The 15,054-nt window shown below is 36.8% G+C and carries 15 protein-coding genes and 3 tRNA genes; 5 read left to right on the plus strand and 13 right to left on the minus strand.

What is annotated here, in order from left to right; translation table 11 throughout:
- The first annotated feature begins 222 nt into the window (after positions 1-222).
- Together mnmA and CLV48_RS02890 are read left to right on the plus strand one after the other, a co-directional pair.
- Complete coding sequence (mnmA, locus tag CLV48_RS02885) at positions 223-1,434, plus strand: tRNA 2-thiouridine(34) synthase MnmA (protein ID WP_106566115.1); 1,212 nt, start codon at positions 223-225, stop codon at positions 1,432-1,434.
- Positions 1,435-1,445: 11 nt separating this feature from the next.
- Positions 1,446-2,159, plus strand: coding sequence for a pseudouridine synthase (locus CLV48_RS02890; protein WP_106565709.1), 714 nt, complete (start codon positions 1,446-1,448; stop codon positions 2,157-2,159).
- Here the strand turns inward: CLV48_RS02890 and CLV48_RS02895 are convergent.
- Positions 2,146-2,871, minus strand: a complete 726-nt coding sequence (locus CLV48_RS02895) for a hypothetical protein (protein WP_106565710.1) — start codon at positions 2,869-2,871, stop codon at positions 2,146-2,148. The two genes, CLV48_RS02890 and CLV48_RS02895, sit on opposite strands and share 14 nt — an antisense overlap.
- Before the next feature lie 116 nt (positions 2,872-2,987).
- Here CLV48_RS02895 and CLV48_RS02900 point away from each other — a divergent pair, with 116 nt between their 5' ends.
- Complete coding sequence (locus tag CLV48_RS02900) at positions 2,988-4,472, plus strand: M28 family peptidase (protein WP_106565711.1); 1,485 nt, start codon at positions 2,988-2,990, stop codon at positions 4,470-4,472.
- A 15-nt stretch (positions 4,473-4,487) separates the two neighbouring features.
- Here CLV48_RS02900 and CLV48_RS02905 read toward each other — a convergent pair whose 3' ends face one another.
- On the minus strand, positions 4,488-5,351 hold the full coding sequence (locus CLV48_RS02905; protein ID WP_106565712.1) for a bile acid:sodium symporter family protein: 864 nt from the start codon (positions 5,349-5,351) through the stop codon (positions 4,488-4,490).
- 169 nt (positions 5,352-5,520) lie between these two features.
- Between CLV48_RS02905 and CLV48_RS02910 the strand changes: the two genes are divergently transcribed.
- On the plus strand, positions 5,521-6,108 hold the full coding sequence (locus CLV48_RS02910) for a hypothetical protein (RefSeq protein WP_146140061.1): 588 nt from the start codon (positions 5,521-5,523) through the stop codon (positions 6,106-6,108).
- 1 nt (position 6,109) lies between these two features.
- Here CLV48_RS02910 and CLV48_RS02915 read toward each other — a convergent pair whose 3' ends face one another.
- The 9 genes from CLV48_RS02915 to CLV48_RS02955 form a co-directional block, all read right to left on the minus strand.
- Positions 6,110-6,670 (minus strand): 1-acyl-sn-glycerol-3-phosphate acyltransferase, encoded by a 561-nt coding sequence (locus tag CLV48_RS02915; protein ID WP_106565714.1) that lies wholly within the window; start codon positions 6,668-6,670, stop codon positions 6,110-6,112.
- The gene (locus CLV48_RS02920; RefSeq protein WP_106565715.1) at positions 6,667-7,467 is read right to left on the minus strand and encodes a patatin-like phospholipase family protein; all 801 of its coding nucleotides are present in this window, start codon (positions 7,465-7,467) and stop codon (positions 6,667-6,669) included. Before CLV48_RS02920 ends, CLV48_RS02915 begins: the two co-directional genes overlap by 4 nt.
- Positions 7,454-8,302, minus strand: coding sequence for an MBL fold metallo-hydrolase (locus tag CLV48_RS02925; protein ID WP_106565716.1), 849 nt, complete (start codon positions 8,300-8,302; stop codon positions 7,454-7,456). The genes CLV48_RS02920 and CLV48_RS02925 overlap by 14 nt, the downstream gene beginning before the upstream one ends.
- Positions 8,303-8,389: 87 nt before the next feature.
- Positions 8,390-9,337 (minus strand): acetyl-CoA carboxylase carboxyltransferase subunit alpha, encoded by a 948-nt coding sequence (locus tag CLV48_RS02930; RefSeq protein ID WP_106565717.1) that lies wholly within the window; start codon positions 9,335-9,337, stop codon positions 8,390-8,392.
- 230 nt (positions 9,338-9,567) lie between these two features.
- Positions 9,568-9,641, minus strand: a tRNA-Asp gene (locus tag CLV48_RS02935).
- A gap of 51 nt (positions 9,642-9,692) precedes the next feature.
- Positions 9,693-9,766 (minus strand) — tRNA-Asp (locus tag CLV48_RS02940).
- Between the two features lie 72 nt (positions 9,767-9,838).
- A tRNA-Thr gene (locus CLV48_RS02945) sits at positions 9,839-9,911 on the minus strand.
- Between the two features lie 123 nt (positions 9,912-10,034).
- Complete coding sequence (locus tag CLV48_RS02950) at positions 10,035-11,891, minus strand: DUF349 domain-containing protein (RefSeq protein ID WP_106565718.1); 1,857 nt, start codon at positions 11,889-11,891, stop codon at positions 10,035-10,037.
- A gap of 51 nt (positions 11,892-11,942) precedes the next feature.
- Positions 11,943-12,512: a YqgE/AlgH family protein gene (locus CLV48_RS02955; RefSeq protein WP_106565719.1), complete on the minus strand. Its 570-nt coding sequence runs from the start codon at positions 12,510-12,512 to the stop codon at positions 11,943-11,945.
- An 87-nt stretch (positions 12,513-12,599) separates the two neighbouring features.
- On the opposite strand from CLV48_RS02955, the gene pdxH reads away from it, so the two are divergent.
- The gene (gene pdxH / locus CLV48_RS02960) at positions 12,600-13,235 is read left to right on the plus strand and encodes a pyridoxamine 5'-phosphate oxidase (RefSeq protein ID WP_106565720.1); all 636 of its coding nucleotides are present in this window, start codon (positions 12,600-12,602) and stop codon (positions 13,233-13,235) included.
- 34 nt (positions 13,236-13,269) lie between these two features.
- Here pdxH and bshB1 read toward each other — a convergent pair whose 3' ends face one another.
- Entirely contained in the window at positions 13,270-13,995 is a 726-nt protein-coding gene (gene bshB1 / locus CLV48_RS02965; protein ID WP_106565721.1) for a bacillithiol biosynthesis deacetylase BshB1, read from the minus strand.
- 5 nt (positions 13,996-14,000) lie between these two features.
- Positions 14,001-15,047 carry a M23 family metallopeptidase gene (locus CLV48_RS02970; protein ID WP_106565722.1) on the minus strand — a complete coding sequence of 349 codons (1,047 nt, stop codon included), beginning with the start codon at positions 15,045-15,047 and terminating at the stop codon, positions 14,001-14,003.
- Positions 15,048-15,054 lie beyond the last annotated feature (7 nt).

The following is a 15,054-nucleotide window of genomic DNA, read 5'->3' on the forward strand; positions in this document are numbered from 1 at the left end:
TTAATCAGAAGGAATGGTGAGTTTTTAGGCCAAGTTTATTGTCCATTTGGAAATATTGATAGTCTTTATTGATCCTTGATTAATCCATTCTTTACACTGGCAATTGCGGAATTCTTCAAAAAATAAAAATTGATCTGCTAACTTTGTGAACCAATTGGCTTACACTGGCTGTTGGAAAGGTGAAACCTCATGGACCTTGAACCCATGAATAATTTCAAAATTATGGAAAACAAAAAAAGGGTAGTTGTAGGACTATCAGGAGGAGTGGATTCCTCCGTAGCAGCTTTTTTACTGAAAGAACAAGGTTACGAAGTCATCGGCATGTTTATGAAGAACTGGCACGATGAATCAGTAACCATCTCCAATGAATGTCCCTGGATGGAGGACAGCACAGATGCCATGCTTGTTGCAGAGAAACTTGGGATACCTTTTCAAGCCATTGATCTGAGTGAAGAGTATAGAGAAAGGATAGTGGATTACATGTTTGCTGAATATGAAGCAGGACGGACACCCAATCCAGATATTCTATGTAATAGAGAAATCAAGTTCGATATATTTCTTAAAGCGGCCCAGAAACTCAAAGCCGACTATGTGGCGACAGGACATTATTGCCAGAAAGGAAGTATAGAAAAGGAGGGAAAAATCATTTACAGACTTTTAGCTGGTTCTGACCAAAACAAGGATCAAAGCTACTTTTTATGTCAATTGAATCAAGATCAATTGGCCAAAGCCTTGTTTCCTATTGGACATCTCCAAAAATCAGAAGTCAGAAGGATCGCCAAAGAACAAGATCTCATTACTGCTGACAAAAAGGATAGTCAGGGATTATGCTTTATTGGAAAAGTAAGACTTCCAGAATTTTTGCAACAACAATTGAAACCAAGAAAGGGAAAAATCATTGTCATTCCCAATGATTTGGAAATTTTCAAAAGGCAGAAATTACCGGCCGGATTCAGTGTAGAAGATTATGATGAAGAAATTTTAGATAATATTTGTCTGCCTATACACTATCAGGAATCCGAAGGAAAACTAATTGGGGAACATAATGGTGCCCATTATTTTACAGTTGGCCAAAGAAAAGGTCTTCAAGTGGGTGGTACAGGAAAACCTTTGTTTGTAATAGCTACTGATACCCAAGAGAACAACATTTATACGGGTTTGGGAGAAGAGCATCCGGGACTGAACAGGCAAGGGCTTTTTGTTCCTAAAAAAGATGTACATTGGATACGGGAAGATTTGAAGTTAGAAATTGGGGAGACAGCACGTTATAAAGCCAGAATCAGATATAGACAACCTTTGACCTGGGCCACTTTGATCATGAAAGAAAAAGGATTGTATGTCCTGTTTGATGAAGCACAACGGGGAATTGCATCAGGTCAATTTGTTGCTTGGTATGAAGAAACCGAAAGCATTGGTTCAGGTGTAATATTTTAATCTTTGCAATCTTGAAACCATTACTGGAAATTATTTTTGAAGATGAATATTTCATTGCCATCAACAAACCTGCAGGCGTACTGGTACACCGAACACATCTGGCAAAAGAAGAGGAAACCTTACTTGCTGTTCAATTATTAAGAGATCAGATTGGACAGCACGTTTCTCCTTTACACCGGATTGACCGACCCACATCCGGCGTTCTGCTATTTGGAAAAAATTCAGAATCTACTTCTCTTCTACAACCTTTGTTTCCTACAAAACAAGTCAAGAAATTTTATCTTAGCCTTGTAAGGGGACATATGGAAGACCATGGTATTATTGATCACCCTCTGAGGAAAAAACTGCACGGAGAATTACAGGAAGCTACAACTGAATTTTGGACTTTAAGTCAAACAGAAATCCCATTTGCTTCCTCAGCAAGGTACCCTAGCAGTAGGTATTCTCTAATCAAAGTATATCCGCATACTGGTAGAATGCACCAAATAAGAAGGCATATGGCACATGCAAGGCATTATGTCATTGGAGACAATACCCACGGAGATAACAAACAAAACACCTTTTTTCGTAATAAATTTGGGCTATATAATATGCTTTTGCATGCATGGCAACTTGAATTTATTCATCCCATAACTAATCAAAAAATTACTATAGAAGCTGAACTGCCTGATTATTTCATTAAGATCTTGGAAGAAATATCAATTTGCCTTCCTAATTCAAATTAATTCCCAGGACTAGTCCAATCCAAGGTTTCTTTTGGTAAACCCAATACCTTGAATTATTATCTAAGAGCATATCATAACCCAATCCAACACCCAAATTAAGGTAATTAAAGGCAAAACTGAAGGCAATTCCATTCGACCATGTAATTCCGTCATATTCATAAGCAATCTGATCATTTGTGACCCAAGGATTGACAGAAGTAGAACCTAGCCCAGTAAATAAACCTATTGTAAGTCCATAATGTCTTGTTACCCTTTCGAATGCTCCAAAGGGGTTTTGTTTGTAGCCCAATGAATACCAATCAGATCTATACCCAAAATAAAGAGAGGCATTGAGATTGGTGTTCAACTGAGGAGGAATTCCAGCAGTCCTTCCTCTAAACTTAAAGGGGATTGAAATTAGATCTACATCAAAGGAATTTGTCTGAAAAACTTCATCGTTCAATTTTACTGCCCAACGTTCTTGGGGAAATGAGAGGTATGACCTATTTATCGTATCAAGAAAATAAACATTGTTTTTCCTATTTAGGGGAAAGACAAATAAAAAGTCCTGTTCGTTGTCAAGATAGACCCATTCTTTTTTTCCGTCAAAAATTTTAGATCTGTATATTCCATCTTCAATGAGAAATGTATTGAAATCCTTTTGTGATTTACAGGATAAAAAAGCTGGAGAAGCCAATACCACTATAAAAAACCACTTTAAACTTGTTTTCATATTGAGTTTACAAACTTTAGTATGCTTTAAAGACAGGATATTACCATTGGACTATTCCTTCAATACGAATTATTACAATAATTCATATATTAGAAAGTTAACTATTAAAATTCGAAATGAAAATCAAAGGTAGCCTCTTATTCTTGACCGCTTTATTAAGTATTTCTGCATTCTGCCAAAACGGGAAGGATGCTATAGAAAAGAATTTCAACGAAAGGGAAAGTATTTCACATTTCAGGTATTTGGCTTCCGATGAACTTATGGGTAGAGACCCCATCAGGCCTGAAATTGATGCAGCAGCAAGATATATTGCAGAACAGTTTTGGAAGTATGGAGCAAAAGAGATTCCAGGAGCCAATGCTTATTATCAACATATCCCGTTTAGGTTGTCCACCCCTCCTACCAAAGGTGAAATCACTATTGGCAATAAGACATTTACCCATGGAAGCGACATGCTGGTTTTAGATGGTTCTTCATTAGTAGGAACATATGAGTTGATCGTTCTTGGTTATGGTTTATCAGAGGATTATGCTGGCAAAAATGTAAAGGGTAAAATCGTGGTTACTAATGTAGGGGCACCAAATAGATTGAGTCCAGCGGATTTATTTGCTGTTGGACGTGAAAAAATGGCCTTGGCAAAATCAAATGGCGCTGTGGCTTTGATGGAAATGTATAATGTACCAACAGCACCTTGGAATTTTGCAGTGAGTTTCCTAAACAGAAGACAATTGACAATTGACGAAACAAAGGAAGCTAACAGTCTTCCATATATTTGGATTAATGATTTAAAAAATGTGAACATTAATGCTATTGGCCAAGGAAATTCCAATACTGCGACAATTCAAATTCTGGGAAAAGTCAATAAAAATATTATAGGTAAGAATGTAATAGCCATCATTGAGGGAACTGACCCAGTACTGAAGCAGGAATATATCATGCTTTCCGCACACTATGATCATATTGGGGTGGGAAGACCAAATGCTGATGGAGATTCCATTTATAATGGTGCAAGAGATAATGCTGTGGGCACCGTAGCAGTCATCAATGCGGCGAGGTATTTCGCTGAAAATCCTCCCAAAAGGTCAGTTCTATTGTGCGCTTGGACTGCAGAAGAAAAAGGCTTGCTGGGAAGTGCCTATTTTTCTGAGAACCCATTAATTCCACTGAAACAGATCATTTACAACCTAAATATCGATAATGCAGGATATAATGACACTTCGGTAGTGACCGTTGTGGGTCTTGGAAGAACTACTGCCGACCACCTGATTTCAGAGGCAACAGCTGCCTTTGGTTTGGAGTCCATTACTGATCCTTCACCTGAACAAGGGCTATATGACCGCTCTGACAATGTTAACTTTGCCAGAAAAGGTATTCCAGCTCCAACATTCAGCCTTGGATTCAGGGCCTTTGATGAAGAAATCAGCAGATATTATCACCAAGCCTCAGACCATGTTGATGATTTTGATATGGACTATGCTGCCAAATACTGGAAAAGCTACATCCTTGCAGCTGAAAAAATCGCTAATTGGAAAGAAAGGCCCGAATGGAATGCTGGTGACAAATATGAAAATGCAGGAAAATCCTTATACGGAACCAATTAACAAAAAAATCCCACCTTATGAAGAGTGGGATTTTTTGTTTGTAATAAAAATTATCAAAGTCGCTGTCATAAACATGATCAAACTATAAATCGCAATGGGAATGGTCATTTCAGAGTTTTTAAGCAAAGTGGCTGCAATCATGATACCTAAAGTCCCATTTTGAATTCCAGACTCGATAGCTATTGTTAACCTTTGCCTTTTAGGCAATATGAATATGCCGGCAAGAAAATAGCCTACAAGTAGGGTTAAGATATTCAGGAATAACATTACTGGACCAGAAATTATAAAAAACGAAACAATAGATTCCCGTTCTTTAAAAATCGCCGCAACAATTATTAGAGTAAAGAAAATAGCAGAAGCAATCCTTACTGGCCTATCTGCCTTTAAAGAAAGAGCAGGAAATCTTTTCTTCAAAAACATACCTATAGAAACAGGTACAATTGTAACCCCCATTATTTGAATGATCGTTTCCCCGACTGGAAGTATAACACTACCCTCTTCTCCAAAATAGGAAATTGCTAAATTTACTATCAATGGGATGGTTATAATGGTAATAAAAGAAGTAACAGCTGTCAAACTTATGGATAGTGCAATATCACCTTTGGAAAGGTGGGTGATCAGGTTGGAAGTCGGCCCACCCGGACAGGCAGCCAGGATCATAACTCCAACTGCCAATGCACCACTCAGCCCAAATAACTGCACTAGCGCAAAACCAAATATCGGCAAAAGAATTAGTTGGTTGAACAGCCCAATAATTGCAGCTTTGGGGTATAAAAATATTATTTTGAAATCTTTAATAGTAAGTGATAAGCCCATTCCAAGCATGATAAATGCAAGGGCTAAGGGTAAAAATACAGCGGTTAGGATACTATCTTGCATAAAACTTTTTCTTGATTGTTAATTATTCAATTCATCCTTATGATAAATGCCATTGAAATTATTATTAGCATTAAATATAACCAAAATCCGTTTTTTGGTTTAAAAAATCAAAAATGAAATCAAACACAAGCGTTCTTACTAACGTTACATTGCATACAAATACCTTAAGATGGTCCGTATTTACATCATATCAATACTTTTTCTTTTGTTGGGGTGTTCAGATAACAACGACATGCTCCCTTCGGGATCTCAGCTCCTAAAAAATTCCGATTTTTCAGCTAACCCAGATAACGTTTCTCCATGGGTGGCCATTTCTTCCCCTGGGTTCAATTTGGGTGTGAGCGGAGAAGTTTTCAAGAATGGTTCAAGATCAGTTTTTATAGAAAACATTGATAGTTTAAATCAAAATACAGGAAACTGGAAGCAAAGCTACACAGGACCAGCACCTAGAGCAGGTAGAACATTAAGAATGAGGGCATTTCTAAAGGGAGAAAATATTAACCTAAGAGGACCTGGAAGCAATATTTATATTTCAATGCGCGCATTCCCTGTCCAGGACAGCAGAGGAAGTTCTTTGGGGAGATTTATAAGTTCACAAGACAGAATTCTTGTTACCGGAACCTTTGATTGGAGACCAATCGAACTTGTATTGAACAATGCTCCGGAAGAAATAGACTTTATCACAGTATACCTTGTTATGGGTCCAAGAGTAACAGGAAGGGTCTATTTTGATGATGTGACTTTGACAGTAGATTAAATCAGAGAATACCTTTTTCAGGATATTTTCCGGTTACAGTTCTCCCAAAAGCCTTCATTTCCTCAATTTGTTCTTCCATTTCCCCATTAGGATAAATTACCGGCCCTATGCCTGCTTCTTTCTTTTTGTAATCAAGATATCCAATAACTACAGGTACCCCTGCAGCCAATGCGATATGATAAAAACCTGTTTTCCATTTGGGAGCATGACTTCTTGTACCTTCAGGAGTCACCATTATGACCAATTCATCAGTTTCCTTCAACATATTGGTCATTGCCTCTGTGTAAGTCTGTTTTTTTCCTCCGGGAATCCTCTTTCTGTCAATGGCAATACCGCCCAGATTTTTAATTAACCATCCCAAAGGCCCAACCATCACTTCCTTTTTGATGGTAAATTTTACAGGTATGTCCATCAGGAAAAAAGCTGCCCTTGCATAAAGTAAATCCCAATTACTGGTATGTGGTATAGCTATCAATACTGCTTTTTTCAACCCTTTGGGCCAAGCAGCATTAAGGCTCCAGCCGGCTATCCAAAACACAAATCTTGACAATAATTTCATCATACTTTTTGCTTTTGTTTTTTAATAGTTAATTCTTTTAACTCAGGGTTTTCAATTATAAAAGTTGATGCAGCTTCATATCCACTTTGAAAAATTTCCCTGGCCTTTTTTATATCAAAAACACCAAATTTTGCCAATCCCTTTGGTTCGATGAAAAAATCACATTTATCTTTTCGGCTGTAAACATTGTAATTCATTGACATGATAATACTTCTCTCTATCAGTCCTTTGATATTTTTTATATTGTGCTCAACAGGAAGGTGATTACAATTTACCCCAATGACAACATCACATACACCATCCAGAGGCTCTACTGGTAAATTGTTCAAAATACCTCCATCCAGATAATAATGTTTGTCAATGGCTATCGGGTCAAACATTCCAGGAATGCAAGAAGAAGCCATGATTGGTCGGATCAATTCTCCTTCAGAAAAATAGACTACTTTTGCCCTTTTAATATCTGTTGCAGCCACTGTCAATGGAATTTTAAGTGACTCAAAAGAATTTTCCGGTAAATATTTCTTAAAAAGTTCCTCCAATGTCTCCATTTTGAGTATTCCTGTCCAGCTTATCGCAGGCCTGAGGAATTTAAAATAGTTGGTTTTAAGGATGATCTCCAAAATTTCTTCAGGGTCGTATCCTCTCGCATATAATGCACCTGCGATGGCACCTGCACTGCTCCCGCTTATTCTATTGGGATAAATACCATATTGGTTCAGTGCTTTTAATACGCCAAGATGGGAAATGCCTCTGACGCCTCCTCCAGAAAGCGCAATACCTATTTTTCTATCCAAGCTCATTCAAAGAAAAGGTTTGGTCTAATCTAACACCTTTTTCTGTCATCTTTAAAGTACAACATTCATGAATTGGATCATGCTCAAAAAAAATAATATATTGATTGGTTACTGCTTCCTCTAGAAATTGCTTTTTCTCTTCTAATGTTACCAATGGCCTGGTATCATAACCCATAACATAGGGCAAAGGAATATGACCTGTGGATGGCAATAAATCTGCTGCAAAAACTATAGTATTTCCCTTATATTTTATCTTAGGAATCATTTGCTTATCCGTGTGACCATCTACAGTAAAAAATTCAAAATCCTCAGAAAGTTTCTTTTCTTCCAAATCCAGGAAATTCAACTGTCCACTTTGCTCCATTGGAAAAATATTTTCTTTGAGAAATGATGCTTTCTCTCTTGCATTGGGTACAGTCGCCCATTCCCAATGTTCTCTATTTGTCCAATATGTGGCATTTTTAAAGGTCATTTCCAGTTGTGAGGATTGACCATTTTTATACCTTACTCCTCCCCCACAATGATCAAAATGCAAATGGGTAAGAAAATTGTCTGTTATATCGTTTGTTGAGAAACCCTTTTTTTCCAAAGAATTAACGAGTGAATCTTCCCCGTAAAGGTAATAATTGGAAAAGAACTTTGCATCCTGCTTATCCCCAATGCCATTATCAATTAAAATAAGCCTATCTCTTGACTCTACTAAAAGACAACGCATGGCCCATGAACACAGGTTGTTTTCATCAGCAGGGTTGGTTTTTGACCAAAGTACTTTTGGAACCACACCAAACATGGCCCCACCATCCAACTTAAAAAAACCAGTATTGATTACATGTAACTTCATTTTACGGAATTATAAAATAAAACCCATAATCACATACAATACAAAATTGCCTGCATGCGATTATGGGAGAATAGAAAATGGTTGATTCTATTCAACAAAAACTCCCATTGAACAGAATTTATCAATTCTTTGCTCTATGCGTTTTTCTGGTTTAATCTTATCTAATTCTTTCAAAGCTTCCAAAATGGTAGTTTTAAGGGCTCTGGACATTGCCTTCATATCCTTATGTGCACCACCAAGTGGTTCCTGGATAATTCCATCCACTAGTCCATTGGTTTGCATATCTGTTGCAGTAAGCTTGAGAGCTTCGGCAGCTTGCTCCTTATAGTCCCAACTCCTCCAAAGTATGGACGAACAGGACTCAGGAGAAATTACCGAATACCAGGTATTTTCCAACATATACACTCTATCCCCTATGGCAATTCCAAGTGCACCACCTGATGCCCCCTCACCAATTATAATACATATTACAGGAACTTTCAGCATGAACATTTCTCTTAGGTTCTTAGCAATTGCCTCACCTTGCCCTCTTTCTTCTGCTTCAAGACCAGGAAAAGCCCCAGGAGTATCAATTAAGGTAACTATTGGCTTCCCGAATTTCTCGGCCATTTTCATCAACCTTAATGCTTTTCTATACCCTTCAGGGTTGGCCATCCCAAAATTTCTTTCTTGCCTTTGCTTGGTATTTCTGCCTTTTTGCTGACCAATAAACATCACAGTCCTTCCATCAATATCGCCTAATCCACCGATCATGGCCTTATCATCTTTCACTGTTCTATCACCATGAAGTTCAATAAAATCGTTGGTGATTTCATAAATATAATCCAAGGCATAAGGCCTATCTGCATGCCTTGATAGCTGAACACGCTGCCATCTGGTCAAGTTCTGGAAAGTCTCTTTTTTCAAAGTCTGAATTTTTTCTTCCAATGACTGAATATCGGTAGATAAATCTAAATTCCTACCTTTTGCCAAATCTTTCATTTCCTGAAGTTTAAGCTCCAAATCAGCAATTGGTTTTTCGAATTCTAGTAACATACTTGTTTTTTTTGACTAAGGCAAAGATAAAAATAATCTGAGGAAGAAAAATTTTTTATTTGATGGAGGTATTTCAAAACGTAAATACTTGTGTGGAAGATAGTGCTTCTCGAGCCTCTTCTAAGAATCTGAAGACACTCCAAGGTAAAAAGTCCAGTCTGTTTCAGATTCAATGATGTATCCGAAATAGGCCATAAAACAAAAAACCTCAGCTTTTAACTGAGGTTTTGCGGAATGGACGGGACTCGAACCCGCGACCTCCTGCGTGACAGGCAGGCATTCTAACCAGCTGAACTACCACTCCAATCAAATGGTTATTAATATTGTTAAAATTATCACTTTTGATAATTATGTGCGGAATGGACGGGACTCGAACCCGCGACCTCCTGCGTGACAGGCAGGCATTCTAACCAGCTGAACTACCACTCCTAATATTGTGATTCAAGTTATTAAGATGATTTCAGTAACAAATAAATCATTTTAACAAAGATAATAAAAAAGAGCCCCCTGCCGGGATCGAACCAGCGACCTACTGATTACAAGTCAGTTGCTCTACCAGCTGAGCTAAGGAGGCTTTTTATTTCTTTCAGACCTTTTGCTGAAATCGTGGTGCAAATATAGAGGGATAGATTAATCGTGCAAAAGGTTTTCCAAAAAAAATAAGGGAATATTTACTATCCCCTTATTTATGAGTGCATTAAAATTCACGAAGGATTGAAAGCTTTTTCTTCAACTTTTCAATTTCCTTCTCCGCCTTCTGAATTTTTTCATCAAACTGGTCTTTCAGCTTATCTGCTGTTTTGGAAGAAGCAAAAAACTCCAGGTTATTTTTCCATAAAGTGATATTGTTTTCAAGATCTGAGATCTGTTTCCTTATGCCATGCTCCTTTTTATTAAGCACTCTGTTACTGTTAGGATCAGCCTGAAGCTTATTCAAGTTAAGTCTAAACAAGAATTCTTCCTTATCACCTCCTTCAATCCCAAGCTTGTTGATATAGACATCTACGGATTCATTGAACTTGGCAAGGATATCTTTCATGTTTTTTCTAGGTACAAAACCTATGGAATTGAACTCTGCAATATATTTTTCAAGATTTGATTCTGTTAAATCAGATCCTGACGCTTCATTTAATATTTTTTTGCAAAGTTCCTCTTTGGCTTTGAGATTATGTTCAAATTCCTGATTGACCTGCTTATTGGCATTTCTTCTGTTTTCAAAAAAGGTATCACAAGCTGATTTAAACCTATTGTAAAGGTCATCTCTAACTTTTTCAGGAGTTGGACCTATTTTTTTCCATTCCTGCTGTAATCCAATCAATTTATTGGCAGTATCCTGCCAATCGGAACTTTTCATTAACTCCTCTGCCTTTGCAATCAGTTCTTCGGCTTTGTTTTTATTTTGAAGTCTGATCTCATCCAATTCTTTAAAAAACTGATTCTTGTTGTGGAAAAAATGCTTGAATAGACCCCAGAACTTTTTATTCACTTCTTTACCAAACTCTCTTGGTACTGGACCAGCAGCCTCCCACTCTTTTTGAATAGCCAGAATATCTTTGGTCTTTGCATTCCAATCTTTGATTTTCGATGCAGAGAAGTCCTTAAATTCACTCAATTTTACAATAAGTGCTTCTTTAAGCTGAAGATTTTGCTTAAAAACTTCTTTTTGACCTTCATAAAACTCTTTCCTTTTGTCATAAATAGCATCGGAAGCAGTTTTGAATTTCTGCCATAAGGGCTCTTGCTCTTCCCGTGGTACTGGACCTATATGCTTAAACTCTTCGTGTAACTCATTAAGGGATTTGATTGCTTCTTTCAGGTCATCTACTTTAATTAAAGCCTCTGCTTTTTCAACCAACTCTCTTTTATGTTCGAGGTTCTTTTTTCGGTCAAGTTCTTTCAGTTCAAAATAAATACTTCTATTATCATAGAATCTATCCATTAATGCATTATAGGAGGCCCAAAGATTTCTGTTCTGAGAACTCGGTACTGGTCCTATGCTTTTCCATTCTTCCTGGATTTGCTTGATGGTATTAATACTATGTGTAGTTTCTTCCCCATCAACCAATTCCCGAAGCTTATCTAAGATCTGGTTTTTTGCAATGAGATTCTTTTCCTTTTGTCTTTCCTGCTCTTTTAAAAATTGTGATTTCTTTTCTCTGAAATCATTGTATTGAGCAAAGAATATCTTATCATCATCAGAAGTCCTGTACTGGAAGTCATCTGCAGTACCGCCATTTTTCAAAAATTCTTTGAGAGCTTCATCTTTTTCTTTACCAAAAATTTCATCAAAATGGGCTTTAATATCATTGACCAAATTTTCAATTTTAAGGTATTTACCAGTAGAAGTGAGTTCTTTGAGTGCAGTTATCAACTCTCTTTTAGAGTAATTTGAATAATCTATCTCCTCATGTTCTTCATCTTCGGAATGACTTGAATCTTCCTCTTCTGAAGTATGATCACTTTTAAGGTTAGTTTCTTCTTTACCTTCAGCCAATGGTTGATTGTCGGCCTTGGTCACCTCATCCTTTTCAGGCATTTCCATCTCTTTGTCCATAATTATCCTGTACTTTAAATCAGCTTACCTAACAAAAGTAATAAATTGAATTTAATTTAATCTTGGGTCAATTGGATAATTTGCCAATTGCTGGAATTCTCCTCCCATATTTTTCAAAATAATCCTCCATAATTCCTCAGGTGAAGCTCTAAAAACACTTTCTGCATCGGCAGTATCGCAAACTATCCAAGTATTCTCTTCCAATTCATCTTCCAATTGGCCCGAAGCCCAACCGGAATAACCTATAAAGAACCTGATTTTACTTTCCTCAATCTTCCCAAGCTTAAGTAATTCCAAAAACTCATCAAAATCCCCTCCCCACCAAAGGTCTTCCCTCAATTGGATACTTGTATCAAATAAACAATCTCCACTGTAAATGAAATGAAGTGTATTTTGTTCTACCGGCCCCCCCACATATACCTCACATTCCAAAGGGTTAATATTATCAATTAATTCATTCAATTTTAGAATTGAAAGCTTGTTTAAGACTAACCCAAAAGATCCATTTTCATTGTTCTCACATATCAATACCACAGACCTGACAAAATTCTCGTCCTGCAAAAATGGCTCAGAAATCAAAAGATCTCCTGCTTTAACAGATTTGTTCATTTTATTTTCCATGTTGAAACAATACATTTGCGCTTAATTTATAGCTAAATTTTTTAAATACAATAAGTATGATAATTTTATAACAAAAAGTTTAAGGAGATGAAAATTTCAGACATTCGTATAGATTATTCTTTGAAGTCATTGGATATTTCAGATGTTCAGACTTCACCAATTGAGCAATTCAAAAAATGGTTTAATGAGGCAATTGACTCTAAAGTACTGGAAGTCAATGCTATGACACTTTCTACAATAAAGGAAAATGGCCGACCTAACTCAAGAGTGGTGTTATTAAAAGGTGTGGATTCAGGATTTGTGTTTTTTACGAATTACAAGAGCGCAAAAGGTCGGGAACTAGACCATCAACCTTATGTTGCTTTAAATTTTTATTGGGCAGAGCTTGAGAGACAAATTAGAATTTTGGGAAGGATAGAGAAAGTAAGCGAAAAGGAATCCGATGAATATTTTCATTCTAGACCTTATGCCAGTCAAATTGGAGCATGGGTTTCTCCACAAAGTGAACCCATTCCTAACCGGGATATTTTGGTACAAAAAGAAGAAGAGGTTAAAGAGAAATTTAGTCCTGAAACTATCAAGAGACCAGAACATTGGGGAGGATACAGAGTAATCCCTGATGAATTGGAATTTTGGCAAGGGCGACCAAGTAGGTTACATGATAGGATACATTACCAATTAGATAAATCAGGTAACTGGATTATAAACAGATTAGCTCCATAAAGTATAATTCCCGCAAACAAGCGGGAATTTTACTTTATTTCAAATCAAAAAGGTCATCTACTCCTACCATACGTTCAACAGTAAATCCTTCTCCGTATTTGACCATAATGCTATGTCCAAATTCCTGGGCCCTAGCTTCAATAAAACCTAAAAACCCTTCAGACGAAATAAAACTCTCAGGCTCTTTACTGTTAGGGTCATAAAACTGGGATTTAAATGCCTTGATGCTTTGAATTTTCTTATCCCAAAAATCAGAAATATCAACCACAAAATCGGGTTTTATGTAATTGTTTTGGATATAATGGAAAATAAATTTAGGTCTCCAGGCTTCCTGGACCACACCATCCAATATAGTTTCAATTTTTCTAAGCCCACTCATAAAACAAGCATGGGATGCTAAAGATGCACCTTTTCCATGATCAGGATGCCTATCAGAAACAGCATTTGCCAAAACTATCTCTGGTTTGTATTTCCTTATCACTTTAACTATTTCAAGTTGATGTTCTTTGTCATCTTGAAAATAAATATCCTTAAAACCTAAGTTTTCTCTTACAGACAGTCCTAGAATTTTTGATGACAATTCTGATTCCTGTAACCTTATTTCTGGCGTTCCCCTTGTACCCATTTCTCCATGCGTCAGGTCCAGAATACCAACTTTGTATCCTTTTGCTACGTGTGATGCAATGGTCCCGGAACAAGCCAATTCGGCATCATCTGGATGTGCAGCAATAACTAATATATCCAGTTTTAAATTATTCATTGGTTTTACCTAATCCTTAATCTTTGACCTACTCTTAAAATACTATTTGTGGAGATGCCATTCAATCTTGTTATGGTGCTTACCCTTACCCCATAGCGCCTTGCAATACTACTTAGAGTTTCTCCACTTCTTACTCTGTGATATACTGATTCTTGAGTTTTGACGACATGATCAAAACTGGCAGCTGTGATCATATAAACATCAGATTTAAGTTTTCCAACATTAAAATCAAACATTTCTGTTGGATTAATCGAAAGACCTTGGTACCTAACTTCAAAGTGTAAATGGGGACCTGTACTTCTTCCTGTACTACCTCCTAAACCCAAAACATCACCAGCTTTCACTTCCTGGCCAACATCTACCAAAATTTTGGACATATGTCCATAAAGTGTTTCCAGTCCATTCTTATGCCTGACAACCACATAGTAGCCATACCCATTTCTATCATATGATCGAATCCTTACAATTCCGTCAAATGTACTGTAAATTGGGTCCCCTATTCTTAATTTTAAATCGGTTCCATGATGCCACCGATACCTTCTAAATCCAAATTCAGAGGTAATTTGGGTTTGGTCCAATGGTAATCTCCAATCTGTTCCAAAAAAAGTATCATAAAGTTTGACGTAAACTGTATCCTTAAAATCCTTTGGATTGAAATCATAAATATTGATTTTTTTACTATCCCAGGAAGAAAAATATTCATAGGCAGTCACCCATATACTATCTATTTGAATTTGTTCAGAAACTTGAACCAATTGATTGGTAGGTGCCCAGACTAGCGAAAGGGTATCCTCAGCTACTATACTTAGCCTTCTTTTTAAATTGATATAATCTTTATATAAAAGTGAATCTGTTTCTCTTGTAATATCCTGAAGATACTTTTGAGGATCAAAAAGCCTTAAATCCCTGTGTAAAGGATTATTAACGGGAGCATTCCCGGTCGTTTCTTGTTTGGGTTTCTTGATAATCTTAGGAAAATTTTGTGCATGGACTCCAAAAGAACCCATGCACAAAACAAACAATAATATAAAACTAGAAAGCTTAAACTTCATCAGAATA

The sequence above is a fragment of the Cecembia rubra genome (assembly GCF_003014575.1).
In the GTDB taxonomy this organism is placed as follows: domain Bacteria; phylum Bacteroidota; class Bacteroidia; order Cytophagales; family Cyclobacteriaceae; genus Cecembia_A; species Cecembia_A rubra.

Excerpts from the sequence above, each read along its gene's own strand:
- CLV48_RS02970 (WP_106565722.1), bottom strand. The coding sequence starts at position 15,047 with ATGAAGTTTAAGCTTTCTAGTTTTATATTATTGTTTGTTTTGTGCATG.
- CLV48_RS02925 (WP_106565716.1), bottom strand. The coding sequence starts at position 8,302 with ATGAAGTTACATGTAATCAATACTGGTTTTTTTAAGTTGGATGGTGGG.
- CLV48_RS02955 (WP_106565719.1), bottom strand. The coding sequence starts at position 12,512 with ATGGAAAATAAAATGAACAAATCTGTTAAAGCAGGAGATCTTTTGATT.
- CLV48_RS02930 (WP_106565717.1), bottom strand. The coding sequence starts at position 9,337 with ATGTTACTAGAATTCGAAAAACCAATTGCTGATTTGGAGCTTAAACTT.
- CLV48_RS02910 (WP_146140061.1), top strand. The coding sequence starts at position 5,521 with ATGGTCCGTATTTACATCATATCAATACTTTTTCTTTTGTTGGGGTGT.
- CLV48_RS02915 (WP_106565714.1), bottom strand. The coding sequence starts at position 6,670 with ATGATGAAATTATTGTCAAGATTTGTGTTTTGGATAGCCGGCTGGAGC.
- CLV48_RS02920 (WP_106565715.1), bottom strand. The coding sequence starts at position 7,467 with ATGAGCTTGGATAGAAAAATAGGTATTGCGCTTTCTGGAGGAGGCGTC.
- CLV48_RS02895 (WP_106565710.1), bottom strand. The coding sequence starts at position 2,871 with ATGAAAACAAGTTTAAAGTGGTTTTTTATAGTGGTATTGGCTTCTCCA.
- pdxH (WP_106565720.1), top strand. The coding sequence starts at position 12,600 with ATGAAAATTTCAGACATTCGTATAGATTATTCTTTGAAGTCATTGGAT.
- CLV48_RS02905 (WP_106565712.1), bottom strand. The coding sequence starts at position 5,351 with ATGCAAGATAGTATCCTAACCGCTGTATTTTTACCCTTAGCCCTTGCA.
- CLV48_RS02950 (WP_106565718.1), bottom strand. The coding sequence starts at position 11,891 with ATGGACAAAGAGATGGAAATGCCTGAAAAGGATGAGGTGACCAAGGCC.
- CLV48_RS02900 (WP_106565711.1), top strand. The coding sequence starts at position 2,988 with ATGAAAATCAAAGGTAGCCTCTTATTCTTGACCGCTTTATTAAGTATT.
- bshB1 (WP_106565721.1), bottom strand. The coding sequence starts at position 13,995 with ATGAATAATTTAAAACTGGATATATTAGTTATTGCTGCACATCCAGAT.
- mnmA (WP_106566115.1), top strand. The coding sequence starts at position 223 with ATGGAAAACAAAAAAAGGGTAGTTGTAGGACTATCAGGAGGAGTGGAT.